Below are 25,600 nucleotides of genomic sequence, written 5' to 3'. Positions count from 1 at the left end.
CCAATCATGGCAATTAATTTGGAAATGCCCCGCAAGCTCCAGGCCGTCAGCGAGATGAGCCACCGAGGTGCCGCCGAGGTGATTAGGGCGATCTCGCGCAAATATGACCTGGCCGAGCACACTTTCCCGGTGGAACTGGCTACCCTCAACGACCTGTTCGAAGGTATCTCAGAAGCCAACACCATCTCGTTCGCCGGAGCCGGTTTCTCCAGCGACGAGAACAAGAGCAAGAAAGCGAACATCAACGGCGCCAACATGTCTGCGCTGCTGAACGCCATCGAGATCAGCTGGGGCGATGTCGCCCTGCTGCTGACCGTCCCCTACCAGGGGCTGGGCAATGCTGCGATCTCCTCGGTGGCCTCCAAGGAACAACTCGAGCGCTTCGGACGAGTCTGGGCCGCGATGGCAATCACCGAGTCCAGCTTCGGATCGGACTCGGCGGCGGTCACCACCACCGCGGTTCTCGACGGTGACGAGTACGTCATCAACGGCGAGAAGATCTTCGTGACCGCCGGATCGCGTGCCACCCACATCGTGGTGTGGGCGACGCTGGACAAGTCCCTCGGCCGCGCGGCCATCAAGTCGTTTGTGGTGCCGCGTGAGCACCCCGGCGTGATCGTCGAGCGCCTCGAACACAAACTGGGCATCAAGGCCTCCGACACCGCGGTGATCCGGTTCGACAACTGCCGCATCCCCAAGGACAACCTGATCGGTGATCCGGAAGTCAAGGTGGACAAGGGATTTGGCGGGGTTATGGAGACCTTCGACAACACCCGTCCGATGGTGGCGGCAATGGCCATAGGTGTTGCCCGTGCCGCGCTGGAGGAGCTGCGCACCATTCTGACCGATGCCGGCATCGAGATCTCCTACGACAAGCCCGCGCATGCACAGAGCGCTCCGGCCGCCGAGTTCCTCCGGATGGAAGCCGACTGGGAGGCCGGTTACCTGCTGGCCATCCGCTCGGCGTGGCAGGCCGACAACAAGGTGCCCAACTCCAAAGAGGCCTCTATGGGTAAGGCCAAGGCCGCCCGCGTCGGCACCGACATCACTCTCAAAGCCGTCGAATTGGCCGGCACCACAGGCTATTCCGAGCAGATGCTGCTGGAGAAGTGGGCCCGCGACAGCAAGATTCTCGACATCTTCGAGGGCACACAGCAGATTCAGCAGCTCGTGGTGGCACGACGACTGCTGGGCCTGTCGTCGGCGCAACTCAAGTGACACCCGCTGCGGTAGCCCGGCAGTACGTCCGGGCTACCTCAGCGCAGTCGCGATCGCCTCTAACATCAGCGCGGCCTCGTGCGGTTGCCGGTCAAACGACGGCTCGGCCTGCGGCCAGGTGGACCACTGCGCCATGACGATGTTCTCCCGGCGGTTGATCGCCAAGATCTGACCGAAAATCCCTAGTGCCCATAGGCTTTCATTACCAAGCGATGTCGCTGGCACATCGTTGTTCCACCATTGGTATCCGTAGATTCCATTCGGGCGCTCAGCTGAGACCGAACCTTCGGCGCGCACCCAGTGCGAAGCATCCCGCAGCCAGTGCTCGGGCAGGATTTTCTCGCCGCCCGGCAGAGTCCCTTCGCCCAAGACAAAGAGCCCGAACCGGCCCCAATCCCCCAGCGTCGCATTGAATCCGTGCGCGCCGGTGTCATGCCCTTCGTAACTGTGCCAGACGCCGTCGGCCGCCATGCCGAAGGGAATCCAGACCTTTCGCTCCAGGTACCGGCCAATCGACATACCGGTGGCCTTCTCCAGAATGTCGCCCAGTAGCCAGGCTCCACCACTGTTGTATGACCACAAGTCGCCGGGCTCAATCCCAGGGCACCGCTTGAGGTTTCGCACCAATGCGCTGACCGCGTCGTAGACTCCCGTGCCCGCCTCGTACCGAGTCAGACGAGCGAATTCCGAATCCGGGTCGGTGTAGTCCTCGTTCCACTGCACTCCCGAGGTGTGCTGCATCAACTGTCTGACGGTGACACCGTCCCAGGCAGTTCCGGCCAATTCCGGATTGTAGATACTCAACTGGTCCTCCAACGACTTGATTGCCCCGTCGGCGACCGCGACCCCGATCAACGTCGAAACCACCGATTTGGCAACGGATCGCGACGTCCACAGTGTCGATGCGGTGTTTCCGGCGCCGTAGTACTCATGGGCAACCTGGCCGTCCTTGAGTATCAGCAGCCCGGTCACGTCCTGCCGGCTCAGGTAATCGGCCAGGTGGTAGGTCGTGCCGTCGAAGGTGTACGTCACGTCGATCAACGGCCTGGCCGAAACCGGCAGAGGCCGCGCGGACGCACGACGGAATGTCGTCCCGGGGTAGGCACGGTAGGTGTTGCGAAAACCGATGACCCGCTCGGCCTGACTCCAGGTGAGCATGTGCTGCGGGTCCGGTGGCTGATCATCGTCGTGAATGGGTTGCGACGTCACCACCCAATCATCAATCATGCACCGAGACAACGAAACAGGGCCCCAGGATTAACCCGGGGCCCTGCTCGCAGTGCTTGCGCGATGCTTACGACTGTGCGCTGGCGCCCAGCACACGCTGCAGGTCAGGCTTCATGGCCTGCAGCTGCTGTCCCCAGTAGCCCCAGTCGTGGGTACCGCTGTCGGGGAAGTTGAACACGGCGTTGTTGCCGCCCGCGGCCAGGTAGTTGTCCTGGAAGGTGCGGTTGGTGCGGATGGTCAGACCTTCAAGGAACTTGGCCGGGACGTTGTCGCCACCGATCTCGCTCGGGTTGCCGTTACCGCAGTAGACCCACAGGCGGGTGTTGTTGGCCACCAACTTGGGAATGTTGACCATCGGGTCGTTGCGCTGCCATGCGCTGTTCGGGTCCTCGGTCTTGCCCCACATGTCGTCGGCCTTGAAGCCACCGGCGTCACCCATGGAGACGTTGATCAGGAACGGCCACCAGCCTTCGGACGGGTTCAGGAAGCCCGACATCGAGCCTGCGTAGATGAACTGCTGCGGGTGGTAGATGGCCAGCGTCATGGCTGCCGAACCGGCCATCGACAGACCCACCGCGGCCATACCGGTGGACTTGACCTCACGGTTCGAGGCCAGCCAGGACGGCAGCTCCGAGGTCAGGAAGGTCTCCCACTTGTAGGTCTGGCAACCAGCCTTACCGCAGGCGGGCCGGTACCAGTCGCTGTAGAAGCTGGACTGCCCGCCGACCGGCATGACGATCGACAGGCCGGACTGGTAGTACCACTCGAAGGCCGGGGTATTGATGTCCCAACCGTTGTAGTCGTCCTGGGCCCGCAGACCGTCGAGCAGGTACACAGCCGGCGAACCCGGGCCACCGCTCTGGAACTGCACCTTGATGTCGCGCCCCATCGCGGGCGACGGCACCTGCAGATACTCAACTGGCAGACCGGGGCGGGAGAACGCACCGGCGGTGGCAGTCTCGCCCGCAAGTCCGATCATGCCCGGGAGCAGGACGGCTGCCGAGACGACACCCAGGACCCTGCGAGCCCAGCGGCCGCGAATCTTGTCAACGAACATTCACAATTCCCATTCAGTATCGGGTACCTGATGACACGCCCAAGGGCGCCAAACAGCGCTCGTGGCACGGCCATGACGTGGGTCACAGTCGCGTACGGCTCGCCCGGCCTGGTACTGGAACCAAGCGAACCTCAGGATTGAATTGTCCCAGGGCAGTAAAACACGGGTTCGCACGCTCGGGAAACCTTTGATAACTCCCCGAGACCAGGTTGTTGCAGATAGCGGACCATTTCGGAATTTCGTAACTTTCGCGTTTATCGGCCGTTTATCCGGCCGTAGGCTGCCGTTCGTGACGAGCGATCCGCCCGACTTCGGCGCGCCTCCGGAAACGCGGCCGGCCAGTCGACTCAGCGTCGACGATTGGTTGTCGGCCGGGTATTCGATCCTGGCCGAGGAAGGCATCAAAGCGCTGAAGATCGATCGGCTGTGCGCTCGCCTCGATGTCACCAAGGGCAGCTTTTATTGGCATTTCAGCAACATGGCCGCCTATCGCACGGCGCTTATCCAAGGGTGGGGTGAACTCCGGGACGCCGAACGTAGCCACATAGACGACATCGGCACATTGCCGCCGCGAGATCGCCTGCTACAGATGATGAGTTCATTGGTCAGCCCGCGGCACTGGACACTCGAGCGGGCGATGCGAGAGTGGGCGCGGTCTGACCAGGCAGTTGCCAAAAGCGTGCGGGCCGCCGACCGGCGGATCCTGGCGGCGGTCCGACAGGCCTTCCAGGACTACGGCTTCGACGCCGAGGAGGCCGAACTGCGCGCCGACGCCACCTTTGCCGTCGGGATCGGTTTCCTACATCTATCCGGCCATTCCCCGCACCCTCGACTGGCCGCCCGCAGCGAGCGATTCCTCGACCTCATGCTCACCAGATAATTCCGTACTAAAAGGTATGGTACGGTCCGCGTCATGCTGAGTGCGCAGGCCGCCATCACAGACGAATTCGTCGCTGCGCTCGCCGAGCGTGCGGCAGAGGCCGAACAATTGCGCCGGCTCCCCGATGACACAGTCCGCGACCTGGTCGCCTCCGGATTCACCGAACTGTTGGTGCCGGCTCGCTACGGCGGCCGGCAAGCTCCTTTCCCGGCCATCCTCGATCCGGTCCGCCGACTCGCCCACGGCTGCACGTCCAGCGCCTGGACTATCGGTTTCCTCGCCCTGCACAACTGGATGCTGGCGTTGTTCGGTGAACAAGCCCAACAGGAAGCCTTCGGCAGCAGACCGTTCTTGGCTCCGGCCCCACTGGCCCCGACCGGTCGCGGCCTGCCAGCCGACGGCGGGGTCCGGCTGACCGGGCGGTGGTCGTGGGCCACCGGCGTGATGCACGGCAACTGGATCATCGTGGCCGCGTTGTGCGGACCGGACGACGGCCTGTACCCCGCCCTGGCACTACTACCCATGAGCGATGTCACGGTCGACGACGTCTGGCATACCGATGGCATGCGCGCCACCGGATCCAATGACGCCATCGCCACGGACGCGTTCGTGCCGGAGCACCGCCTGGTCAAAGTCACCGATATCTATGCCGGCACCGCACCGGGCGCCGGACTGCACGACAGCGCCACGTACCGCTGGCCGATGGTGCCCGCACTGGCTCTGCTGGCGGCGATGCCGGCCCTCGGCAGCGCCGAACGCGTCACGGAAATCTATGCCGAACGTCTGGCCGAGCGCGTCCTGCCTTACGAGGGCGTGATGCAGAAGGACAAGCCGATCGCCCAGGCCCACCTGGCCGGTGCACAGGTGCGGCTGCGGTCCCTGCGCGGGCTGCTCTCCGACACAGTCGGAGAGATAGAAGAAATAGTTGCCTCAGGCGACTCGGTCGACAAGCCGGTGCGTGCGCAGGCCCGCCTGGCGGCGGCCCATATCGTCACCGAATCGCGTGCGGTGATCAGTGATCTGCTGGCCGCGGGCGGGGCGAGCATCCACTTCCTGTCCAGTCCTCTGCAGCGGTTCAAGCGCGACGTGGACATGCTGGCCGGACACGTGGTGTTCGACTACGACACCAGCCGGGAACTGGCCGGGGCGCTCGCCCTCGGCCTGCGAATCCCGCGTACGTCCATGATCTGAAACCGCTGGGCGAGTAGCACTTTCGACGCGCTTTGGGTCACGCGGAGGCATGCGCAACTTCTCCGCGTGACTGTAGCCACCCCTTGCCACGCCCGTAAACAAAAAGTAAAGTCACTTTCAGTTTCGCCGCCAGATCCCCAGGAGCCGCTCATGGAATCCTTCGTTCACCTGCGCAAAGGCAAGACACCGAAGCGAGTGCATGCCGATCTAGACGGACTCAAAGACGACGAATTGGGTCGTGGCGGTTTCGTCGGGCGCACCGCCAACATGTACCGGCGCAACGACCCCACCGCCTACCGCACTGTCGGACCGTTGCGTCCCACGGATGTGCTTTCCAGTGAGCTCAAGCCCAGCGACGCTACCGACGCGCATGGCGGGCCACTGCTGATGTTCTCCAACGCCGACTGCCAGGTGCTTCTGAGCCGACGCAGCGAACCGATGCCCTTCTTCGTCCGCTACGTCGACGGCGATCTACTTGTGTTCGTGCACAAGGGATCCGGCCTGCTGGAGACCGAGTTCGGTCCCCTGCCCTACCGCGAGGGCGACTGGGTGTACATCCCCAAGGCGTGCACTTTCCGCCAGGTGCCCGACAGTGGCGAGGGCGGTGCGAGCACTTTCCTCATGATCCAGGCGACCGACGATTTCCGGGTGCCGCCGGCCGGCACCCTGGGGCGGCACTTCCCTTTCGACCCAGCTCAGGTCACCATCCCCGAGCCCGCTCCGATCGACGACGACGGCCGAGAAGAGTACGAGGTCCGCCTCATCCACTCAGAAATCCAGGGGTCGGGCTCCACTTCTTTGTTCTACCAACATAATCCGCTCGACGTGGAGGGCTGGCGCGGAGACAACTTCCCGTTCACCTTCAACATCGAGGACTACACCGTCATTACCTCCGAGAGCGTGCACCTACCTCCAACGGTGCACCTGTTCATGCAGGCCACCGGCGTCTATGTGATGAACTTCCTGCCCAAGCCCGCCGAAAGCGTGCCGGGCACCGAGCGCACCCCGTGGTATCACCGCAATGTCGATTACGACGAGATCGCGTTCTTCCACGGCGGATCGCTGTACGGCATTCCGATGCCGCCCGGCCTGATTTCCCATGCACCGCAAGGAGTTCACCACGGTGCACCGGAGAAAGCTCGGGAACGGGCCCGCCGCAAGTTCGACGACTACGACCGTGTCGACTGGTCGGTGATCGCCATCGACACCCGTCGTCGTCTCATCCCGTCCGCCGAAATTCTCGCTAACGATCTGGGGCAACACTAGAAATGACAACAACCGAGGCACCGGTCAAGTACGACTACGAGCGCATCCCGTATCTGGTTGCGTACCAGAATAACTCGGCGGTCCGCGATGTGTACGGCGGCGTGGCCGAGCTCGTCGTGCTGGAGAGCTATCTGCTCAAGCCGAAGGACAAGCCGAGCGACACCGTGGTGGTGTTCATGCATCCGATCGGCGGCGGGGCCTACCTGCCGATGATCAATGCTTTGGCTCGCGCCGGGCATCATGTCATTTACTGCAACAGTCGATTCCGCGGTACCGACTCGGCGTTGCTGATGGAGAAGGTGGTCGAAGACCTTGGAGAGTGCATCAAGGATGCAAAGAACCGGCTCGGCTATACCAAGGTGGTGCTTGGCGGTTGGAGTGGTGGCGGGTCTCTGTCTGTGTTCTATCAGCAGCAGGCCCAGAACCCGACCGTGACCGCCAGCCCGTCTGGCGACGGACCCGACCTGACCAAACTGGGGCTGATCCCGGCCGACGGCGTCATGCTGCTGGCCGCGCACATCAGTCGGCACGGCACCATGACCGAGTGGATGGACGCATCCATCTTGGACGAGGCCGACCCGACCAAACGTGATCCGGAATTGGATCTGTACAACCCGAACAACCCGAACCAGCCGCCCTACACCCCGGAGTTCCTTGCGCGTTACCACGAAGCACAGGTGGCCCGGAATCGTCGAATCACCAAGTGGGTCAAAGAGAAGCTGGCGGAACTCAAGGCCGCGGGACGGCCTGACGACGAGTTCGGGTTCGTGGTGCACGGCACCATGGCCGATCCGCGCTGGTTGGACCCGACGGTCGACCCGAACGAACGCACTCCGGGAACTTGCTACCTGGGCGACCCTGAGGTGGTCAACAATTCACCGGTCGGGCTTGCTCGCTTCTGCACCCTGCGCAGTTGGCTGTCGCAGTGGAGCTACGACGACGCCAACGGTGACGCGGTGAAGGCCGGCCCGGATATCGCCGTGCCGACCCTGGTGATCGGCAACCTTGCCGATGACGCCTGCACGCCCAGCCACACGCGGCGGTTGTTTGAGGCAATCGGGCATCCGGACAAGGAGATGCACGAGATTCCCGGTGCCAATCACTACTACTCGGGGCCGGATCAGCGCGGCACACTGCGTCAGGCAGTGGCCATCTGTACGGATTGGCTGCACCGGCATGGATTTTCGCTATGACTGGTGCGCTCGACGGAATCAGGGTGCTGGAACTGGGCACCCTGATCTCTGGGCCCTACGCGGGCCGACTGCTTGGCGACATGGGCGCCGAGGTGCTCAAGATCGAGCTGCCGTCCTCGCCAGATCCATTGCGTACCTGGGGGCAAGCCGAGCTGGACGGGCACCGGTTCTTCTGGACCGTGCATGCCCGCAACAAGAAAGCGGTGACGCTGGACCTGCGCACGGAGCGGGGCCGGGAGCTGTTCCTGCAGTTGGTGGAACGCTCCGACATCATCGTAGAGAATTTCCGTCCGGGCACCCTGGAGAAGTGGAACCTGGGTTACGACGTTCTGCGCCAACATAATAAGGGCATCATCCTGGTGCGGGTATCAGGCTACGGGCAGACCGGCCCGGACGCGGGCAAGGCCGGATATGCCTCGGTCGCCGAGGCCTCCAGCGGCCTACGGCACATGAACGGCTTCCCCGGTGGTCCGCCCCCGCGGCTGGCGTTGTCGTTGGGCGACAGCTTGGCCGGGATGTTCGCCGCGCAGGGCGCGCTCGCCGCGCTGTACCGGCGCACGGTTACCGGCGAAGGACAGATCGTCGACACCGCGTTGACCGAAAGCTGTTTGGCCATACAAGAATCGACCATTCCCGACTATGACGTCGGCGGCGTGGTGCGCGGGCCGTCGGGCACTCGATTGGAAGGCATTGCGCCGTCGAACATCTACCAGAGCGCCAATGGCAGCTGGGTGGTGATCGCGGCCAACCAGGACACTGTGTTCCGCCGGTTGTGCGGCGCCATGGGCCAGCCCGAATTGGCGACTGATGAGCGTTTCGCCGATCATCTTGCCCGCGGACGCAATCAGGATGAACTGGACGCGATCATCGGCGCATGGGCGGGTTCACGCGAGCCCGACGAGATCATCTCCACCCTCTCCAAGGCCGGGGTGATCAGCGGACCGATCAACACCGTCGCCGAAGTGGTGCAGGACCCGCAGTTGCAGGCCCGCGGGATGATCGCCGATCACTGGGACGAGCGCGCACAACGAAATGTGAAGGGGCCCGGTATCGTTCCGGTGCTCACCGAATCACCAGGCAGTATCCGCAACGCCGGATCTGCTCAGCCGGGCCAACACAACAGCGAGGTGTACTGCGGGCTGCTTGGCCTCAGCGCCGCCGAATTGTCGGCACTGCACGAGGAAGGTGTGCTGTGAACTACCTGCCCAGCCACGTCACCATTCGCGAGGTCTGCCTGCGCGACGGACTGCAACTGGAAGACCCAATCCCCTTGGCCGCCAAGCTGGAACTTCTTGAAGCCATCGTGGCCACGGGGGTCCGGGAGATCGAGGCGACGGCGTTCGTGTCACCGTCGAAGGTGCCCGCCTTGGCCGATGCGGCGGCTCTGGCAGCCGAACTGCCGCGGTTCGAGGGGGTTGAGTTCTCGGCACTGGTGGCCGGTCCAGGCGGTGCGCACCGCGCGATTGCCGCCGGCATGCAGTCGCTGGAATACGTGGTGTCCGCGGCCGACGGCCACAGCCAGGCCAATGTCGGGCGGTCGACAGCCGATTCGACCCAGCTGATCTCCGACATCGCGGGCATTGCGCACGATGGTGGGGCCAGCATCGAGGTGATCGTCGCAACGGCCTGGGACTGCCCGTTCGACGGGCCGACCGATCCGGCCCGGGTGGTCGACATCGCCTCGGCGGCAAAGGACTTCGGCGCCGACCGGGTGGCGATCGCGGACACCATCGGCACCACCACCCCACGCCGGACCGCCGACCTGGTCGCACGAGTGCGCCCGGTGATCGGTGAACTGCCGCTCGGCGGGCATTTCCACAACACCCGCGGCGCCGGGCTGGCCAGTGCCTACGCCGCGGTGCAGGGCGGCGTGACGCGACTTGACGCTTCGGTGGGCGGACTGGGCGGCTGCCCGTTCGCGCCCGGCGCCACCGGAAACATCTCCACCGAGGACCTGGTGTATCTATTGCGGGACAGCGACATCGGTACCGACGTCGACCTGACCCGGGCCATCGACGCAGCCCGGGTGGCCCAGCGGGTCGTCGGTCATGAACTGCCCAGCGCGCTGCTGCGCGCCGGGGACCGGATCGTGAGCTGAGCCCGACACCCATGACACCGGCCGATTCCCTGACCGCCAAGGGCCGCCAGACTCGCGAGGCTATCGAGCTGGCAGCCCGGAAGCTGTTTGCCGAACGGGGTTTTCACGGCACCACGCTGGCCGACATCACGTCGACCGCGGGCAAGTCTTCGGCGGTGTTCTACCGCTACTTCGATGACAAGGAAGACCTGCTGGCGTCGCTGGCCGAGTCGTTCCTGCACGACATCGTCGCCCCGTCAGGAATGAACGTGCCCCTGCCGGCCTCGCCGCAGGACACCGAGTACTTCACCACCGTGGTCACCGGGTACTGGAATCTGTTCAAGCAGAACATCGGCATCATGATCGCGGTGGCCCAGCTTGGTGCCACCCAACCGCGATTTGCCCAAGTGCAGCACGAGTTCCGGCGCTTCGGTATGGATGTGGTTGCCGAATCGGTGCGACACGCCGAGGCGCAGGGCTACGCTCAGGGCCTCAACGCCGAACACATCGCGGCCGCCATCGCCCTGCTGTTCGAGAACTTCACGGTGGTGGTGGTCGGCAATCCTGGTTCCGAATTGCAGATCAGTGATGCCGACGCCATCACAACGCTGTCCACCATCTGGAAGAAAACCCTGTACGGCTCGTAGAGCAGCACCCACAGCAGAAAGAGAGATCAGAGTGGATTTCGCTTTACCGGAACATCTTCCGGGCGTGCTGGCCGAGATGGATGCCTTCATCGAGGCGGAGATCAAGCCGCTGGAACGCGAAAACATGCAGTATTTCGACCGGCGTCGCGAGTTCGCCCGCACCGATCTCGACAATGGTGGCGTGCCGGCGCGCGAATGGGAGGATCTGCTCGACGAGATGCGTCGGCGCGCCGATGCGGCCGGTTGGTTACGATACGGCCTGCCAAGTGAGTTCGGCGGTCGCGACGGCAGCAATCTGGACATGGCTGTGATCCGAGAACACCTGGCGCACAAGGGCCTTGGCCTGCATAACGATTTGCAGGACGAGTCTTCGATCGTCGGGAACTTCCCGCAGGTCATCATGATGAGCAGGTTCGGGACCGAAGCCCAGAAGAAAGACTGGGTCGAGGCGATGATCACCGGCAAGCGGTCCATGGCGTTCGGCTTGACCGAACCTGACCACGGCAGCGACGCCACCTGGATGGAGACCCGTGCGGTCCGCGACGGAGGTGACTGGGTGATCAACGGAGCCAAGCGCTGGAACACCGGGGTGCACCGCGCCACCCACGACCTGATCTTCGCGCGCACATCCGGCGCAGACGGATCCGCAACGGGGATAACCGCTTTCCTGGTGCCGACCGACACTCCGGGGTTCACTGTCCCCTATTACTGGTGGACGTTCAACATGCCCAGCGACCACGGCGAAGTCGAACTCAAGGACGTTCGGGTGCCTGCCGACGCGGTGCTCGGCGAGGTCGACCGCGGCCTGGAGGTCGGTCAGACCTTCCTGCACGAGAACCGGATTCGGCAGGCCGCCAGCAGCCTTGGAGCTGCCCAGTACTGCATCGACCGGGCCGCGGCTTACGCCGGTGAGCGAGTGGTGTTCGGGAAGCCGTTGTCGGTGAATCAGGCGGTGCAGTGGCCGCTGGCCGAATTACAGACCGAAGCCCAAATGGTCCGCCTGCTGGTGTATTACACCACCTGGCATCTGGACCGCGACCACCACATGGAGGTCTCGGACAAGGTATCTATGGCCAACTATCGGGCCAACCGACTGGTGTGTGAGGCCGCCGATCGAGCCATGCAGATCCACGGTGGCATCGGCTACAGCCGGCATGAACCGTTCGAGCACATCTATCGGCACCACCGGCGGTACCGAATCACCGAGGGCGCCGAGGAGATTCAGATCCGGCGGGTAGCACAGCGGATGCTCAAGTTCGGCCGCAAATGAGTGCTGTTCTCGCAGACGCGCTGGGCGCCGTGCTCGGTGCGACGGTGACCGATCTGACCCGGCTGACGGGCGGGGCGAGCCGGACCACCTGGGCGTTCAAGGCCGACGAGCGGCCGCTGATCCTGCGCACCGGCCCACCCGATGAACTGCATGCCTCGATGGAACTCGAAGCTGCGGTCCAGAAGCTCGCGGGCGCCCAGGGCGCTCCGGTCCCGCATATCCTGGCGGCATCGAATTCTGTTGAGCCGCTGGGTAACCCTTATCTGATCTGTTCCGAAATCCCGGGCGAGACCATCGTCCGCAAGATTTTCCGCGGGCTGGACGACGCGGGCCGCGCTGCCCTGTTGGCACAGTGCGCGGACGCACTGGCCGACATTCACCGGGCCGATCCTGCCGGCGCTGGGCTGAGCAGCGAGGACCAGCTGGGTGCCTGGCGCGCGGAACTGGATGCGATGCACGACACCACCGCAACGTTCGAGTGGGCGTTCCGCTGGCTCGAGCGCAATCGACCGGCATCCCGGCCTGCCACCCTGGTGCACGGCGATTTTCGGATGGGCAATCTCGTCATCGACGGCTCACGCCTGGCCGCTGTGCTGGACTGGGAACTGACCCACGCCGGTGATCCCTGCGAGGACCTGGCGTGGTTCTGCATCCGGGCGTGGCGGTTCGGCGCCCCCAAGTCTCTCGGTGCAGGCGGACTCGGCAGCATCGAGGATTTTCTGACCGCCTACGAACACACCGGCGACCGCACGGTCGACCGGGACGAGTTCCGGTGGTGGCTGGTGCTTGCCACCCTGCGCTGGGGGGTGATCTGCCGCTTCCAAGCCGAGCGCCATCTGTCCGGGCAAAGCCCGTCGGTGGAGCTGGCGACCATCGGACGCCGGGTCTGCGAGACGGAGTGGGACCTGCTGAACCTGATCGACCCCGACCATGCGGGTGCGTTCACGCGCTCCAAGCCGACCGAATCGCATCCAGATCCCTCCGGCGTACTGCACGGCCGTCCTACCGCGGCAGAACTCGTCGCCGCGGTCGCCGACTTCCTCGACACCGATGTTCGGGGCGCCACCGACGGCCAGGTCAACTACCATGCCCGCGTTGCGGCCAACGCGTTGCGGATGGTGCAGCGCGAACTAGACAACGGCTCGTCCGACGAGGCGAGCGCTGCCCTGTCGAAGCTTTGCGTTACCGACGAAGCAGAACTGGCCACAGCGATCCGGCGGGGCGATCTCGATGACCGGGCCGACGATCTCATGCCGTGTCTGAGGGTGCTGGTGAGTAATCGGTTGGCCGCTGCCCATCCCAGCTATCAGGAGGAGTGAGCATGCCCGTCACCGACGAACTGGCCATCATCGACGTCGCCGATCGGTTGTTCGAGGCCATCGAGCAGTCCGACGTCGCGCTCATCGAGGAACTCTGGAACAACGACATCGCCGTGTGGCACTCCGGCGATCCGAAGGATAACGACTACCGTCGCGCGTACGCGGTGATCTGCTGGTTCATCAACCGCACCAGCGTCCGCCGCTACGAGATACTGGACCGGCGCATCTTCGACGGCGGTTTCGTTCAACAGCACATCCTGCATGCCACCGGCACCGACGGCGCGACCATCGCGATGCGGGTCTGCATCGTCGTCGCACTCGGCGCCAACGGCCTCATCAGCCGGATCGACGAATACTTCGACCCGCGGGATATGGCGGCGCTGCTCTAATTCGGTTGCGGCGCAACGAAAATGATATTCGTCATCACCCGACGCAGCCAGGTTCGGTAGCGGTCCACGGTCCATCCGTCACGCTGGGTGATCCGGATGAAAGTCTCGATGCTGCAGAGCACCGCGGATGTTTCGACCAGTTCGTCGAACGGCATCTGGTCACGCAACCATCCGCGGTCACGGAAGATCGCGAGCAGCCGACGATGCTGTTCGGTGACGCTCGCCAGCAGCGCGGTCAGATAGCGGTCCAGTTCGGGATCGCCGTTGGCAGCACCGATCAGTGCCAGCCCCAGCCCGGCGCTGCGTTCGTGTGCCTCGGTCTGCTCGGCGATGATCAGCTCGACGGCGTCGGACGGACTCGCGGCAGCTTGCAAACGGCGTCCGAGCTCCAGATTGAGGACGTTCTCCTCGCCGCTGACGCCCACCACGGTGTACTCGAGGGCGGCAATCAAGAGCGCAGCCTTGGACCCCTGCCCCTGCACGGTCTCGGGTGACACACCCGCGACGGAAGCGATCTTGGCCAGGGTTGTTCGCGCGTATCCGTCGGCGGCAAAGAGTTCGGCCGCACTGAACAGGATGCGGGTGCGGGTTTCCTCGGCCTGACGCTGCCTGAGCTCCGATCGATACCCGCGCCTAGATATTGACTGCCGTGTCACAGTAATGAATACTACGCTGACCAACCGAAGATGATCCCCAGGGGCCAGAATGTCATCGATCGTCATCTGCAGCATTCCCGCCCACGGCCACGTGACACCGCTGTTGAGCGTGGCGAAAGGCTTCGTCGAACGCGGCGATGACGTCCGCTTCATCACCGGCCGCAAGTTCGCCGACAAGGTCACCGCCGTCGGCGCGTCGTTCATGCCGCTGCCCGAGGAAGCCGACTTCGACGACGCGTCGTTGTTCGACCAGTTTCCACAGCGCGCCAAGCTCAAAGGCACCAAGGCGATCGCCTTCGACGTCGAGCACGTGTTCGCCCGGCCCTCCACCGCGCAGTACCACGCACTGATGGCGGCACTCTCGGCAAAACCGGCCGACGTCGTGCTCGCAGACCCACTGTTCCTCGGCGCCGCTTTCCTGCTCGAACAGCAACGACGCGATCGCCCGGCGGTGATCATGTGCGGCATCGTCCCGGTCTGCTTCGAAAGCCTGGACAGCGCACCATTCGGAATGGGCTTGCCGCCGGCCCGGTTCTTCAACCGGCAACGCAATACCGTCCTGGCGGCCATCCATCGACGGTTGCTGCGACAGTCGCATCAGGTCATCGAAACGGCCTACCACGATGTGCACGGCACCCAGATCCCCTTCACGCTCACCAGCTGGAGCCGGCACACCGACGCGTACGTGCAGTTCAGCGTTCCCTCCTTCGAGTATCCGATGTCCGATGCGCCGCCGAATCTGTATTTCGCCGGGCCGCTGACGGCCACCAGCATGCCGACGCCGCTCCCGGATTGGTGGCCCGACCTCGACGGACCGCGGCCGGTGGTGCACGTAACCCAAGGCACCGTCGCCAACCTCGACTACGGCCAGGTCATCGCACCCACTCTGCGAGCACTGGCCGACGAGGACGTTCTCATAGTCGTCTCGACAGGCGGCCGTCCCCTCGACAGCCTGCCGCCACTGCCGGCAAATGCCCGCGCCGCCACATACCTGCCGTACGACGAACTATTGCCGCGCACAGCGGTTTACGTCACCAACGGCGGCTACGGCGGCGTCCAGCACGCCTTACGCTACGGCGTGCCCGTCGTCGCGACAGGCGGCAAGGAGGACAAGCCGGAGGTCGGTGCCCGGGTCGCGTGGTCCGGTGCCGGCCATCGCATCCGCAGTGAGCACCCGACCCCGCGGGATCTGCACGGGGCCATCCACGCGGTGCTGAACGATTCCCGCTATCGGCGCGCGAGTGAACGGATCAGGGCCGAGATGGCCATCTCCCCCGGGTTCGCCGGGCTGGCTGCACTGGTCGACAAGCTTGCGCAAACACCTTGCACCCCAACAACTCCGGCCGGGTCGGCAGAAAACGACGCGCCGCATGACGGTTCGGTCGTAGCCTGATCGGGTGGCCAAGACTGCGCTGAAGATCCTGGTGTACAGCGATAACCCGAACACGCGTGATCAGGTGCGCGCTGCTCTGGGCCGCCGAGTCCACCCCGACTTCCCGGAACTGACCTATCTTGATGTGGCGACGGCACCCGTGGTGATCAACACTGTGGGCGGTGGCGATATCGATCTGGCGATCCTGGACGGTGAGGCCACTCCGGCCGGCGGGATGGGGTTGGCGAAACAATTGAAGGACGAGGTGGCGCAGTGCCCACCGATCGTGGTCCTCACCGGACGGCCCGATGACGCCTGGCTGGCGTCATGGTCACGAGCCGAAGCCTCAGTGCCGCACCCGATCGACCCGATCCGACTCGGCGAAGCCGTAGTAGCCGTATTGACCAACCGCGTTTAGATACTCACAGGCCGACCGCGGACGACGCCGGTCGACGTCGCTTAAATGGTAATTAACCAGCATGAAATAGCCTGCGGCCGTTCAATCTTCGCGCAAAGCGCAGGTCTGCGCGGGAACACCGTAGATTCAAGATCGATCCTATCCAAAATGCGCCACCCCATCCGTTAACGCGGCTAAGCTGTGTGCTAGCTCACATCGACAGCCCGACGAGGGAGCGACTCAGGGTATGAATGTCTACGTCCCCATCCTGGTGCTTGGCGCCATCGCGGCCGTGTTCGCGATAGGTTCGGTCGGCATCGCGCTGGTGATCGGCCCGCGCCGCTACAACCGGGCCAAGCTCGAGGCGTACGAATGCGGTATCGAACCGATGGAACCGGGCTCGCTTGGTCATGAGACCACAGGGCAACGGTTCCCGGTGAAGTACTACCTGACGGCCATGTTGTTCATCGTATTCGACATCGAGATCGTGTTCCTGTACCCGTGGGCGGTTTCCTTCGATTCCCTTGGGGTATTCGCCGTCGTGGAGATGCTGCTCTTCATGCTGACGGTGTTCGTCGCCTACGCATATATCTGGCGCCGCGGCGGATTGAACTGGGACTGAAGGACGGGACGAGGATGGGACTGGAAGAACGCTTACCCGGCGGCATCCTGTTGTCGACTGTCGAGAAGGTTGCGGGATACGTTCGGTCAGGCTCGTTGTGGCCGGCCACCTTCGGCCTGGCCTGCTGCGCCATCGAAATGATGGCCACCGCTGGACCGCGTTTCGACATCGCCCGGTTCGGTATGGAGAGGTTCTCCGCCACGCCGCGTCAGGCAGATTTGATGATCGTCGCCGGCCGGGTCAGCCAGAAGATGGCTCCGGTGCTGCGCCAGGTGTACGACCAGATGGCCGAGCCCAAATGGGTTCTGGCTATGGGCGTCTGCGCCTCCTCGGGAGGCATGTTCAACAACTACGCAGTGGTTCAGGGCGTCGATCACATCGTGCCCGTCGACATCTATCTACCGGGGTGCCCGCCCCGTCCAGAAATGCTCCTCAACGCAATTCTCAAGCTGCACGCAAAGATTCAGGAGATGCCGCTGGGCGTCAACCGCGCTGAGGCCATCGCCGCCGCGGAAGAGGCTGCGCTGCAGGCACGCCCGACCATCGAACTGAAGGGACTATTGCGGTCATGACGGACACGCCGAGCGGCACCGCCCCCGACGGGCCCGAGGTGATCGGAACGCGCCGTGGCATGTTCGGCGTGCAGGGCAGCGGTGACACGTCGGGCTATGGCCGGTTGGTAAGTGCGGTAACCCTGCCGGCGAGTTCGCCGCGGCCCTACGGCGGATACTTCGACGCAGTGGTCGATGCCCTGGCAGAGGCGTTGGGCCAGAACGTTTTTACGGCCGCGGTGGAACGCGTCGTGGTGTTCCGTGATGAGCTGACCCTGGAAATTCACCGGGAGCACCTGGTCGCGGTCGCCCAAGTGCTGCGTGACGACCCGGCATTACGGTTCGAACTGTGTCTGGGCGTATCGGGGGTGCACTACCCCGACGATACGGGGCGCGAATTGCATGCCGTCTACCCATTGATGTCCATAACCCACAATCGGCGCATTCGGGTCGAGACCACCACACCGGATGCCGATCCTCATGTGCCGTCGCTGTTTTCGGTCTATCCGACCACGGACTGGCATGAGCGCGAAACGTATGATTTCTTCGGCATCATCTTCGACGGGCACCCCGCACTGACCCGCATCGAGATGCCCGACGACTGGGTCGGTCACCCGCAGCGCAAAGACTATCCGCTGGGCGGCATTCCGGTGGAATACCACGGCGCACAGATTCCACCTCCCGACGAGCGGCGGGCCTATAACTGATGAACGTACCCAACGACTCCCAGGACCGCGTGATCACCGTCGGCGGTCAGGACTGGGAAGAAGTGGTCGCAGCGGCGCGCGAGAACGCCGTAGCCGGCGAGCGCATCGTGGTGAACATGGGCCCGCAGCATCCGTCCACACACGGGGTGCTGCGGTTGATCCTGGAGATCGACGGCGAGACCATCACCGAGATTCGATGCGGAATCGGCTATCTACACACCGGTATCGAGAAGAATCTCGAATACCGGACGTGGACCCAGGGTGTCACATTCGTGACGCGGATGGACTACCTGTCCCCCTTCTTCAACGAGACGGCGTATTGCCTGGGAGTTGAGAAGCTACTAGGGGTCACCGACGATATCCCCGAGCGTGCCAACGTCATTCGGGTCATGCTCATGGAGCTGAACCGGATCTCCAGCCATCTGGTGGCCCTGGCCACCGGGGGAATGGAACTGGGATCCATGTCGGCGATGTTCTTCGGTTTCCGCGAGCGCGAGCTGGTGCTGTCGGTCTTCGAGACCATCACCGGGCTACGGATGAACCACGCTTTCATCCGGCCCGGTGGCCTGGCCGCAGACCTGCCCGACGAAGCCCTTCCGCAACTACGCGAATTGCTCACGCTGCTACCAAAGCGCCTGCAGGACATGGAAGACCTACTCAACGAGAACTACATCTGGAAGGCCCGCACGCAGGGCGTCGGCTACCTGGATCTGACCGGATGTATGGCTCTGGGCATCACCGGGCCGATACTACGAGCCACCGGGCTGCCGCATGACCTACGACGAGCCCAACCGTACTGTGGGTATGAGAACTATGAATTCGATGTCATCACCGACGACCAGTGTGATTCCTACGGGCGTTACATAATTCGGGTGCGCGAGATGCGCGAATCCATCAAGATCGTGGAGCAGTGTATCGATCGACTCAAGCCCGGCCCGGTGATGATCACCGACAAGAAGCTGGCCTGGCCAGCCGATTTGAAGATCGGACCCGACGGTCTGGGCAACTCCAACGAGCACATCGCCAAGATCATGGGTTCGTCGATGGAGGCACTCATCCACCATTTCAAACTCGTGACCGAGGGCATCCGAGTGCCGGCCGGACAGGTCTACGTGGCGGTCGAATCGCCTCGTGGTGAGTTGGGCGTGCACATGGTCTCCGACGGCGGCACCCGCCCCTACCGGGTGCACTACCGCGATCCCTCGTTCACGAATCTGCAAGCGGTGGCAGCGATGTGCGAGGGAGCCATGGTCGCCGACGCGATCGCCGCGGTGGCGTCGATAGACCCAGTGATGGGAGGGGTAGACAGGTGAGCGTTGTGGAGCTGCAGCTGGGTCCACGCCCTGACGAGCCGGGACCACCGATAGGTCAAGGTCCGCAGTCCTATTCGAATGGGGTGGCATTGCGGCTGGCGGCCGATGCAGCCGCGATCATCGCCAAGTATCCCAGCGCGCGGTCGGCCCTGTTGCCGCTGCTGCACCTGGTCCAGTCCGAGGACGGCTATCTAACCCCCGCCGGAATCTCCTTCTGTGCAGCACAATTGGGCCTCAGCCCCGCGGAGGTCACCGCGGTGGCGACCTTCTACTCGATGTACCGCCGCACCCCCACCGGCGACTATCTGGTTGGAGTGTGCACCAACACACTGTGCGCGGTGATGGGCGGTGACGCGATCCTGGAATCTCTGGAAGAGCATCTCGGGGTCGGAGCCGGCGAGACGACCGCCGACGGCCGGGTGACCCTGGAGCACATCGAATGCAATGCGGCCTGCGACTACGCCCCAGTTCTGATGGTCAACTGGGAGTTCTTCGATAATCAAACTCCCAGCAGCGCAAGGGAGCTCGTCGACTCACTACGGTCAGGAAGTCCGGCGACCCCGACCCGGGGCGCACCGCTGTGTACCTTCCGTGAAACCGCGCGCATCCTGGCCGGCTTCGCCGATGACCGCCTTGGATGCAACGATTCGGCGCCCGGCGAGGCGACGCTGGCGGGGCTGCGAATCGCCGACGAACTGGGTATGGAGGCGCCGTAGTGAATTTGACACCGGTGCTCAGCCGCCACTGGGATCAGCCGCAATCGTGGACGTTGGCGAGCTATCTGCGTCAGGGCGGCTACCAGGCTCTGCGCAAGGTTCTGGCGATGCCGCCCGGTGAAGTGATCGGTCTGGTGAAGGACTCTGGACTTCGCGGCCGCGGCGGCGCGGGCTTCCCCACCGGCACCAAGTGGTCGTTCATCTCCCCCGACGACGGCAGGCCGCATTACCTGGTGGTCAATGCCGACGAGTCCGAACCCGGTACCTGCAAAGACATTCCGCTCATGTTGGCCACTCCGCATGCGCTGGTGGAGGGCGCGATCATTGCGTCGTATGCCATCGGCGCCAGACACGCGTTCATCTATGTCCGTGGCGAGGTCGTGCCGGTGTTGCGGCGACTGCAGACTGCGGTAGCCGAGGCCTACGCCGCAGGCCATCTGGGACGCAATATCGGCAGCACCGGTTTCGATCTCGACCTGGTGGTACATGCCGGCGCCGGCGCCTACATCTGCGGCGAGGAGACCGCATTGCTCGACTCGTTAGAGGGCCGGCGTGGTCAACCCCGATTGCGCCCACCGTTTCCCGCGGTCGCCGGACTGTACGCCTGCCCCACTGTGGTCAACAACGTCGAGTCGATCGCCAGCGTTCCGGCCGTGGTGCGAGGCGGCGTCGACTGGTTCAGGTCCATGGGCTCGGAGAAGTCCCCGGGCTTCACGTTGTACTCGTTGTCGGGACATGTCGCTCGCCCCGGCCAATATGAAGCACCACTGGGCATTTCACTGCGTGAGTTGTTGGACTACGCCGGCGGGGTACGGGCTGGACATCAACTCAAGTTCTGGACGCCGGGCGGGTCGTCGACACCGATGTTGACGGCCGAACATCTTGACGTGCCATTGGACTACGAGGGTATGGCCGGTGTCGGTTCGATGCTGGGCACAAAAGCGCTACAGATATTCGACGAGACCACCTGTGTGGTACGTGCAGTACGGCGGTGGACGCAGTTCTACGCGCACGAATCCTGCGGCAAATGCACACCGTGTCGGGAAGGCACGTACTGGCTGGCTCAGATCTATGCGCGACTGGAAAACGGGCAGGCCGATGCATCCGATTTGGACAAGCTACTGGACATCTCCGATGCCATCCTGGGCAAGTCATTCTGCGCGCTGGGCGACGGTGCGGCCAGCCCGATCATGTCCTCACTCAAGTATTTCCGCGACGAGTACGAGGCGCATCTGGCTGGTGGGTGTCCGTTCGACCCACATGCCGCCGCAGTGTTCGCCACGGAAGGAGCCGGCGCATGACGCTCGCTGAACCCGCCAAGGAGGCCACTGCAGTCGAGATGGTGACGGTAACCATCGACGACCAGCAGGTCAGCGTGCCCAAGGGCACCTTGGTGATCCGTGCGGCCGAGCTCATGGGTATCCAGATTCCCCGGTTCTGCGACCACCCACTCCTTGAGCCGGTGGGTGCCTGCCGGCAGTGCCTGGTCGAGGTCGAAGGGCAACGTAAACCGTTGGCGTCGTGCACCACAACGGTTACCCCTGACATGGTGGTACGCACTCAGCTGACCTCCGCGGCCGCCGACAAGGCCCAGCAGGGTGTGATGGAGCTGCTGCTGATCAATCATCCACTGGACTGCCCGGTGTGCGACAAGGGCGGCGAATGCCCGCTGCAGAACCAGGCAATGTCCAACGGCCGCACCGATTCTCGCTTCGAGGATGTGAAACGCACTTATCCCAAGCCGATCAACCTATCGGCACAGGTGCTGCTGGACCGCGAACGTTGTGTCTTGTGCGCCCGCTGCACCCGATTCTCCAACCAGGTTGCCGGCGACCCGTTCATCGAATTGCTGGAACGCGGTGCGCTGCAACAGGTCGGCATCGCCACAGGACCCAATGCCGCTCCCTTCGACTCATATTTCTCCGGCAACACCGTGCAGATCTGTCCGGTCGGTGCACTCACCGGGACCGCCTACCGATTCCGGGCCCGGCCGTTCGACCTGGTTTCCTCGCCCAGTGTCTGTGAGCATTGCGCATCCGGCTGCGCACAACGCACCGACCATCGGCGCGGAAAAGTGCTGCGCCGGTTAGCCGGTGACGATCCCGAAGTCAACGAGGAATGGAACTGCGACAAGGGCCGCTGGGCATTCAACTACGCAACCCAGGAAGATCGCCTCACCACCCCGCTAATCCGGGAGCCCGACGGCAGCCAGCGACCGGCATCCTGGCCCGAAGCGGTCGCCGCAGCGGTGCGGGGTTTGGCTGCGGCTGGCACCCGAACAGGGGTCCTCGTCGGCGGCCGCCTGACCGTTGAAGACGCTTACGCATACGCCAAATTCGCTCGTATCGTATTGGGCACCAACGATATCGACTTCCGGAGCCGCGTACACAGCGAAGAAGAGGCTCAGTTCCTCGCCGCCGTGGTCGCCGGCCAACCGATGCAGGTCACCTACGCCGACCTGGAGGCAGCACCGGTGGTACTGCTGGCAGGCTTCGAACCCGAGGACGAATCACCGATCGTGTATTTGCGGCTGCGCAAGGCATTCCGTAAGCACGGGTTGAAAGTCGTTGCGGTGGCACCGTTCGCCAGCAGAGGCCTCACCAAGATGGGTGGCACACTCATCGCCACCGCGCCTGGCCGCGAACCGCGGGCGCTCGATGCCATCGAAGTGATGCCGCCTGGCTCGGTCATTCTTGCGGGGGAACGCCTGGCCGGTGTGCCCGGCGGGTATTCTGCGCTGGCCCGACTGGCAGCCCGCACGGGTGCCCGAATCGGTTGGGTGCCACGCAGAGCGGGCGAGCGCGGGGCGCTCGAGGCAGGGGCGGCTCCGCACCTGCTTCCGGGTGGCCGCCTGATGACTGACCCTGCGGCACGCGCAGAGGTCGCAGCCGCCTGGCACGTCGACGAGTTGCCGACCACCCAAGGACGCGACACCGCCGCCATTCTGTCCGCCACCGCCACCGGCATCCTGGAATCACTGCTGGTGGCTGGAGTCGAACTAGCCGACCTGCCGGATCCAGAGCAGGCCCACCGCGCCTTGGCCGCAGCGCAATTCGTCGTCAGTCTTGAGGTGCGCCGCAGTGCGGTCACCGATTTGGCCCATGTGGTGTTCCCGGTGGCCCCCGTCAGTGAGAAGGCCGGGAGCTTCGTGAACTGGGAAGGTCGCTCGCGGCCGTTCAGTCCGGCGTTGCCGCCGACGGCGACGGCCGATATGCGAGTGCTGGCCGCGCTGGCCGATGAGCACAGCATCGACCTCGGGCTACGCGACGTGGCCACGGTGCGGGACGAGATGCGTCGGCTGGGTCGTTGGGCCGGACCACGGTTGGCCGCACCAAATGTCGACGCCGAACCCGCAGCGAAACCGGACGCCGGACAGGCAGTCCTGGGCAGCTGGCGCATGCTGCTCGATTCGGGCCGAATGCAGGATGGTGAGCCACATCTGGCGGCCACGGCGCGTCCCACCGTCGTGCGCTTGTCCGCGACTACCGCGACGGACATTGCCGCCGCCGACGGCGACAATGTGGCGGTCAGCACCGAACGCGGCCGTATCACGCTGCCGCTCAACGTCACCGAGATGCCGGACGGGGTGGTCTGGCTGCCGTTGAACTCCCCCGGTTCGGCGGTGCACCAAACGTTGGGTGTCTCGCAGGGTGACGTGGTGTCGATCGCCGCGGACGTGAGGAGCGATGAGGCAGACGCGGACGTGAGGAGCAATGAGGCAGACGCGGACGTGAGGAGCAATGAGGCAGAAGCGGCCGGTGCGTCATGAACTATCCCGACCTGTCCTCATTCGGCCGCGATCCGTGGTGGCTGATAGTGGCCAAATCCGTTGGCATCTTCGTGTTTCTGCTGTTGACGGTGTTGGTGGCCATCCTGGTCGAGCGCAAGGTGCTGGGCCGCATGCAGATGCGCTTCGGCCCGAACCGGGTCGGCCCGTTCGGCCTGCTGCAGAGCCTGGCCGACGGGGTCAAGCTGGCGCTGAAGGAGGGGCTGGTTCCCGCCGGGGTGGACAAGCCGATCTATCTGCTGGCGCCGGTGATCGCGGTGATCCCGGCCATCATGGCGTTCGCGGTCATCCCGATGGGCCCGCTGGTCAACGTCTTTGGCCACCGAACCCCACTGCAACTGACAGATCTGCCGGTCGCAGTACTGTACGTGCTGGCCGTCACCTCTATCGGAGTGTACGGAATCGTCCTGGCGGGCTGGGCTTCTGGATCGACCTATCCGCTCCTCGGCGGGCTACGCTCCAGTGCCCAGGTGATCTCCTATGAGATCGCAATGGCGCTCTCTTTCGCCGCGGTCTTTCTGTTCGCGGGCACCATGTCGACCTCCCAGATCGTCGCCGCGCAGCAGGGCCGTTGGTATGTGTTCCTACTGCTGCCCTCGTTCCTGATCTACGTGACATCCATGGTCGGCGAAACCAATCGCGCGCCTTTCGATCTGCCCGAGGCCGAGGGCGAACTGGTCGGTGGGTTTCATACCGAGTACTCATCGCTGAAGTTCGCAATGTTCATGCTCGCTGAATACGTCAACATGACCACCGTGTCCGCGCTGGCCACCACCCTGTTCCTGGGCGGGTGGCAGGCACCGTGGCCGTTCAGCCTGATCCCCGGCGCGAACACCGGATGGTGGCCACTGCTGTGGTTCGTCGGCAAGGTGTGGACCTTCATGTTCATGTACATCTGGCTGCGTGCCAGCCTGCCCCGCTTGCGCTACGACCAGTTCATGGCACTGGGCTGGAAGTTGCTCATCCCCATCTCGCTGGCATGGATCATGCTCGTGAGCATCGTGCACAGCCTGCGGGTCCACGGACATGACAGCTGGGGCGTGGTGCTGGCCGTGGCAGGCCTCATCGTCGCGGTGGCGGTCGTCGGCGTGGTGTGGAACACCCTGCGGCGCAGACCAGTTGGCCAGGCGTCGGTTCCCCCGGTGGCAGGCGCCTTCCCCGTGCCACCCATCCCAGCCAAGGAGGTAACCCATGCCCGGTAAACCGAAATTCCTTGCTGCCATCGCCGGATTCGGCGTCACCTTCCGGGCGATGTTCAAAAAGCCGATCACCGAGCAGTACCCCGAGCAGCCAGGTCCGGTGGCACCTCGCTATCACGGGCGCCATCAGCTCAACCGTTACGCCGACGGCTTGGAGAAATGTATCGGGTGCGAGTTGTGCGCGTGGGCCTGTCCCGCCGATGCCATCTTCGTCGAAGGCGCCGACAACACTGACGAACAACGCTTTTCGCCGGGTGAACGGTATGGCCAGGTGTACCAGATCAACTATCTGCGGTGCATCGGCTGCGGTCTGTGCATCGAGGCTTGCCCCACTCGGGCGCTGACCATGACCAACATCTATGAAATGGCCGACGACAACCGTGCCGACCTGATCTACGGGAAGGACAAGCTGCTGGCCCCGCTGCAGCCCGGGATGACCGCGCCCCCGCATGCCATGGCCGACGGCAGCACTGTTGAGGACTACTACCGCGGCAACATCACCTCTGATGGAGTGTCCCGCGACGAGGCCGCCGGATGACCGCGACA

The 25,600-nt window shown here is 64.1% G+C and carries 25 protein-coding genes; 22 read left to right on the top strand and 3 right to left on the bottom strand.

Going from position 1 to position 25,600, the window contains the following annotated elements:
- The first annotated feature begins 6 nt into the window (after positions 1–6).
- Positions 7–1,218, top strand: a complete 1,212-nt coding sequence (locus M2432_RS01320; protein WP_280824927.1) for an acyl-CoA dehydrogenase family protein — start codon at positions 7–9, stop codon at positions 1,216–1,218.
- Positions 1,219–1,251: 33 nt separating this feature from the next.
- Here M2432_RS01320 and M2432_RS01315 read toward each other — a convergent pair whose 3' ends face one another.
- Positions 1,252–2,445, bottom strand: a complete 1,194-nt coding sequence (locus M2432_RS01315) for a serine hydrolase (protein WP_280824926.1) — start codon at positions 2,443–2,445, stop codon at positions 1,252–1,254.
- Between the two features lie 67 nt (positions 2,446–2,512).
- Complete coding sequence (locus tag M2432_RS01310; protein ID WP_280824925.1) at positions 2,513–3,502, bottom strand: alpha/beta hydrolase family protein; 990 nt, start codon at positions 3,500–3,502, stop codon at positions 2,513–2,515.
- A gap of 289 nt (positions 3,503–3,791) precedes the next feature.
- On the opposite strand from M2432_RS01310, the gene M2432_RS01305 reads away from it, so the two are divergent.
- The 10 genes from M2432_RS01305 to M2432_RS01260 all read left to right on the top strand — a co-directional run bounded on the left by M2432_RS01305 (position 3,792) and on the right by M2432_RS01260 (position 13,734).
- Entirely contained in the window at positions 3,792–4,382 is a 591-nt protein-coding gene (locus M2432_RS01305) for a TetR/AcrR family transcriptional regulator (protein WP_280824924.1), read from the top strand.
- Between the two features lie 33 nt (positions 4,383–4,415).
- Positions 4,416–5,573 carry an acyl-CoA dehydrogenase family protein gene (locus tag M2432_RS01300; protein WP_280824923.1) on the top strand — a complete coding sequence of 386 codons (1,158 nt, stop codon included), beginning with the start codon at positions 4,416–4,418 and terminating at the stop codon, positions 5,571–5,573.
- Between the two features lie 150 nt (positions 5,574–5,723).
- A complete protein-coding gene (locus tag M2432_RS01295) occupies positions 5,724–6,839 on the top strand; it encodes a homogentisate 1,2-dioxygenase (RefSeq protein ID WP_280824922.1) in 1,116 nt (371 codons plus the stop codon).
- A 2-nt stretch (positions 6,840–6,841) separates the two neighbouring features.
- Positions 6,842–8,032: an alpha/beta fold hydrolase gene (locus tag M2432_RS01290; protein WP_280824921.1), complete on the top strand. Its 1,191-nt coding sequence runs from the start codon at positions 6,842–6,844 to the stop codon at positions 8,030–8,032.
- The gene (locus M2432_RS01285; protein ID WP_280824920.1) at positions 8,029–9,228 is read left to right on the top strand and encodes a CoA transferase; all 1,200 of its coding nucleotides are present in this window, start codon (positions 8,029–8,031) and stop codon (positions 9,226–9,228) included. The genes M2432_RS01290 and M2432_RS01285 overlap by 4 nt, the downstream gene beginning before the upstream one ends.
- A complete protein-coding gene (locus M2432_RS01280; RefSeq protein WP_280824919.1) occupies positions 9,225–10,130 on the top strand; it encodes a hydroxymethylglutaryl-CoA lyase in 906 nt (301 codons plus the stop codon). The genes M2432_RS01285 and M2432_RS01280 overlap by 4 nt, the downstream gene beginning before the upstream one ends.
- An 11-nt stretch (positions 10,131–10,141) precedes the next feature.
- Entirely contained in the window at positions 10,142–10,756 is a 615-nt protein-coding gene (locus M2432_RS01275; RefSeq protein WP_280824918.1) for a TetR/AcrR family transcriptional regulator, read from the top strand.
- Between the two features lie 31 nt (positions 10,757–10,787).
- Entirely contained in the window at positions 10,788–12,026 is a 1,239-nt protein-coding gene (locus tag M2432_RS01270; protein ID WP_280824917.1) for an acyl-CoA dehydrogenase family protein, read from the top strand.
- On the top strand, positions 12,023–13,345 hold the full coding sequence (locus M2432_RS01265; RefSeq protein ID WP_280824916.1) for a phosphotransferase family protein: 1,323 nt from the start codon (positions 12,023–12,025) through the stop codon (positions 13,343–13,345). Before M2432_RS01270 ends, M2432_RS01265 begins: the two co-directional genes overlap by 4 nt.
- A gap of 2 nt (positions 13,346–13,347) precedes the next feature.
- Positions 13,348–13,734 carry a nuclear transport factor 2 family protein gene (locus tag M2432_RS01260; RefSeq protein WP_280824915.1) on the top strand — a complete coding sequence of 129 codons (387 nt, stop codon included), beginning with the start codon at positions 13,348–13,350 and terminating at the stop codon, positions 13,732–13,734.
- Here the strand turns inward: M2432_RS01260 and M2432_RS01255 are convergent.
- Positions 13,731–14,390 carry a TetR/AcrR family transcriptional regulator gene (locus M2432_RS01255; RefSeq protein WP_280824914.1) on the bottom strand — a complete coding sequence of 220 codons (660 nt, stop codon included), beginning with the start codon at positions 14,388–14,390 and terminating at the stop codon, positions 13,731–13,733. The genes M2432_RS01260 and M2432_RS01255 overlap by 4 nt on opposite strands.
- Positions 14,391–14,439: 49 nt before the next feature.
- Between M2432_RS01255 and M2432_RS01250 the strand changes: the two genes are divergently transcribed.
- The 11 genes from M2432_RS01250 (at position 14,440) to nuoI (ending at position 25,592) form a co-directional block, all read left to right on the top strand.
- Entirely contained in the window at positions 14,440–15,783 is a 1,344-nt protein-coding gene (locus tag M2432_RS01250; protein WP_280824913.1) for a glycosyltransferase, read from the top strand.
- A gap of 4 nt (positions 15,784–15,787) precedes the next feature.
- Complete coding sequence (locus M2432_RS01245; protein ID WP_280824912.1) at positions 15,788–16,180, top strand: hypothetical protein; 393 nt, start codon at positions 15,788–15,790, stop codon at positions 16,178–16,180.
- 226 nt (positions 16,181–16,406) lie between these two features.
- The gene (locus M2432_RS01240; protein ID WP_280824911.1) at positions 16,407–16,781 is read left to right on the top strand and encodes an NADH-quinone oxidoreductase subunit A; all 375 of its coding nucleotides are present in this window, start codon (positions 16,407–16,409) and stop codon (positions 16,779–16,781) included.
- A 14-nt stretch (positions 16,782–16,795) separates the two neighbouring features.
- Positions 16,796–17,353, top strand: a complete 558-nt coding sequence (locus tag M2432_RS01235) for an NADH-quinone oxidoreductase subunit B family protein (protein WP_280824910.1) — start codon at positions 16,796–16,798, stop codon at positions 17,351–17,353.
- On the top strand, positions 17,350–18,039 hold the full coding sequence (locus tag M2432_RS01230) for an NADH-quinone oxidoreductase subunit C (RefSeq protein WP_280824909.1): 690 nt from the start codon (positions 17,350–17,352) through the stop codon (positions 18,037–18,039). The genes M2432_RS01235 and M2432_RS01230 overlap by 4 nt, the downstream gene beginning before the upstream one ends.
- Positions 18,039–19,352: an NADH dehydrogenase (quinone) subunit D gene (gene nuoD, locus M2432_RS01225; RefSeq protein ID WP_280824908.1), complete on the top strand. Its 1,314-nt coding sequence runs from the start codon at positions 18,039–18,041 to the stop codon at positions 19,350–19,352. The genes M2432_RS01230 and nuoD overlap by 1 nt, the downstream gene beginning before the upstream one ends.
- Positions 19,349–20,068 carry an NADH-quinone oxidoreductase subunit NuoE gene (gene nuoE / locus M2432_RS01220; RefSeq protein WP_280824907.1) on the top strand — a complete coding sequence of 240 codons (720 nt, stop codon included), beginning with the start codon at positions 19,349–19,351 and terminating at the stop codon, positions 20,066–20,068. The genes nuoD and nuoE overlap by 4 nt, the downstream gene beginning before the upstream one ends.
- Positions 20,068–21,369, top strand: a complete 1,302-nt coding sequence (gene nuoF, locus M2432_RS01215) for an NADH-quinone oxidoreductase subunit NuoF (RefSeq protein ID WP_280824906.1) — start codon at positions 20,068–20,070, stop codon at positions 21,367–21,369. The genes nuoE and nuoF overlap by 1 nt, the downstream gene beginning before the upstream one ends.
- On the top strand, positions 21,366–23,837 hold the full coding sequence (locus M2432_RS01210) for an NADH-quinone oxidoreductase subunit G (protein WP_280824905.1): 2,472 nt from the start codon (positions 21,366–21,368) through the stop codon (positions 23,835–23,837). Before nuoF ends, M2432_RS01210 begins: the two co-directional genes overlap by 4 nt.
- Positions 23,834–25,057 carry an NADH-quinone oxidoreductase subunit NuoH gene (gene nuoH, locus M2432_RS01205; RefSeq protein WP_280824904.1) on the top strand — a complete coding sequence of 408 codons (1,224 nt, stop codon included), beginning with the start codon at positions 23,834–23,836 and terminating at the stop codon, positions 25,055–25,057. Before M2432_RS01210 ends, nuoH begins: the two co-directional genes overlap by 4 nt.
- Entirely contained in the window at positions 25,047–25,592 is a 546-nt protein-coding gene (gene nuoI / locus M2432_RS01200; RefSeq protein WP_280824903.1) for an NADH-quinone oxidoreductase subunit NuoI, read from the top strand. Before nuoH ends, nuoI begins: the two co-directional genes overlap by 11 nt.
- Positions 25,593–25,600: the final 8 nt, after the last annotated feature.

The organism is Mycobacterium sp. OTB74, from assembly GCF_029892685.1.
In the GTDB taxonomy this organism is placed as follows: Bacteria; Actinomycetota; Actinomycetes; order Mycobacteriales; family Mycobacteriaceae; genus Mycobacterium.
Note: the sequence above shows the minus strand (reverse complement) of the source record. Positions and strands in the feature narration are given on the sequence as shown.

Excerpts from the sequence above, each read along its gene's own strand:
- M2432_RS01320 (WP_280824927.1), top strand. The coding sequence starts at position 7 with ATGGCAATTAATTTGGAAATGCCCCGCAAGCTCCAGGCCGTCAGCGAG.
- M2432_RS01315 (WP_280824926.1), bottom strand. The coding sequence starts at position 2,445 with ATGATTGATGATTGGGTGGTGACGTCGCAACCCATTCACGACGATGAT.
- M2432_RS01310 (WP_280824925.1), bottom strand. The coding sequence starts at position 3,502 with ATGTTCGTTGACAAGATTCGCGGCCGCTGGGCTCGCAGGGTCCTGGGT.
- M2432_RS01300 (WP_280824923.1), top strand. The coding sequence starts at position 4,416 with ATGCTGAGTGCGCAGGCCGCCATCACAGACGAATTCGTCGCTGCGCTC.
- M2432_RS01295 (WP_280824922.1), top strand. The coding sequence starts at position 5,724 with ATGGAATCCTTCGTTCACCTGCGCAAAGGCAAGACACCGAAGCGAGTG.
- M2432_RS01290 (WP_280824921.1), top strand. The coding sequence starts at position 6,842 with ATGACAACAACCGAGGCACCGGTCAAGTACGACTACGAGCGCATCCCG.
- M2432_RS01285 (WP_280824920.1), top strand. The coding sequence starts at position 8,029 with ATGACTGGTGCGCTCGACGGAATCAGGGTGCTGGAACTGGGCACCCTG.
- M2432_RS01275 (WP_280824918.1), top strand. The coding sequence starts at position 10,142 with ATGACACCGGCCGATTCCCTGACCGCCAAGGGCCGCCAGACTCGCGAG.
- M2432_RS01265 (WP_280824916.1), top strand. The coding sequence starts at position 12,023 with ATGAGTGCTGTTCTCGCAGACGCGCTGGGCGCCGTGCTCGGTGCGACG.
- M2432_RS01260 (WP_280824915.1), top strand. The coding sequence starts at position 13,348 with ATGCCCGTCACCGACGAACTGGCCATCATCGACGTCGCCGATCGGTTG.
- M2432_RS01250 (WP_280824913.1), top strand. The coding sequence starts at position 14,440 with ATGTCATCGATCGTCATCTGCAGCATTCCCGCCCACGGCCACGTGACA.
- M2432_RS01240 (WP_280824911.1), top strand. The coding sequence starts at position 16,407 with ATGAATGTCTACGTCCCCATCCTGGTGCTTGGCGCCATCGCGGCCGTG.
- M2432_RS01235 (WP_280824910.1), top strand. The coding sequence starts at position 16,796 with ATGGGACTGGAAGAACGCTTACCCGGCGGCATCCTGTTGTCGACTGTC.
- M2432_RS01230 (WP_280824909.1), top strand. The coding sequence starts at position 17,350 with ATGACGGACACGCCGAGCGGCACCGCCCCCGACGGGCCCGAGGTGATC.
- nuoD (WP_280824908.1), top strand. The coding sequence starts at position 18,039 with ATGAACGTACCCAACGACTCCCAGGACCGCGTGATCACCGTCGGCGGT.
- M2432_RS01210 (WP_280824905.1), top strand. The coding sequence starts at position 21,366 with ATGACGCTCGCTGAACCCGCCAAGGAGGCCACTGCAGTCGAGATGGTG.
- nuoH (WP_280824904.1), top strand. The coding sequence starts at position 23,834 with ATGAACTATCCCGACCTGTCCTCATTCGGCCGCGATCCGTGGTGGCTG.
- nuoI (WP_280824903.1), top strand. The coding sequence starts at position 25,047 with ATGCCCGGTAAACCGAAATTCCTTGCTGCCATCGCCGGATTCGGCGTC.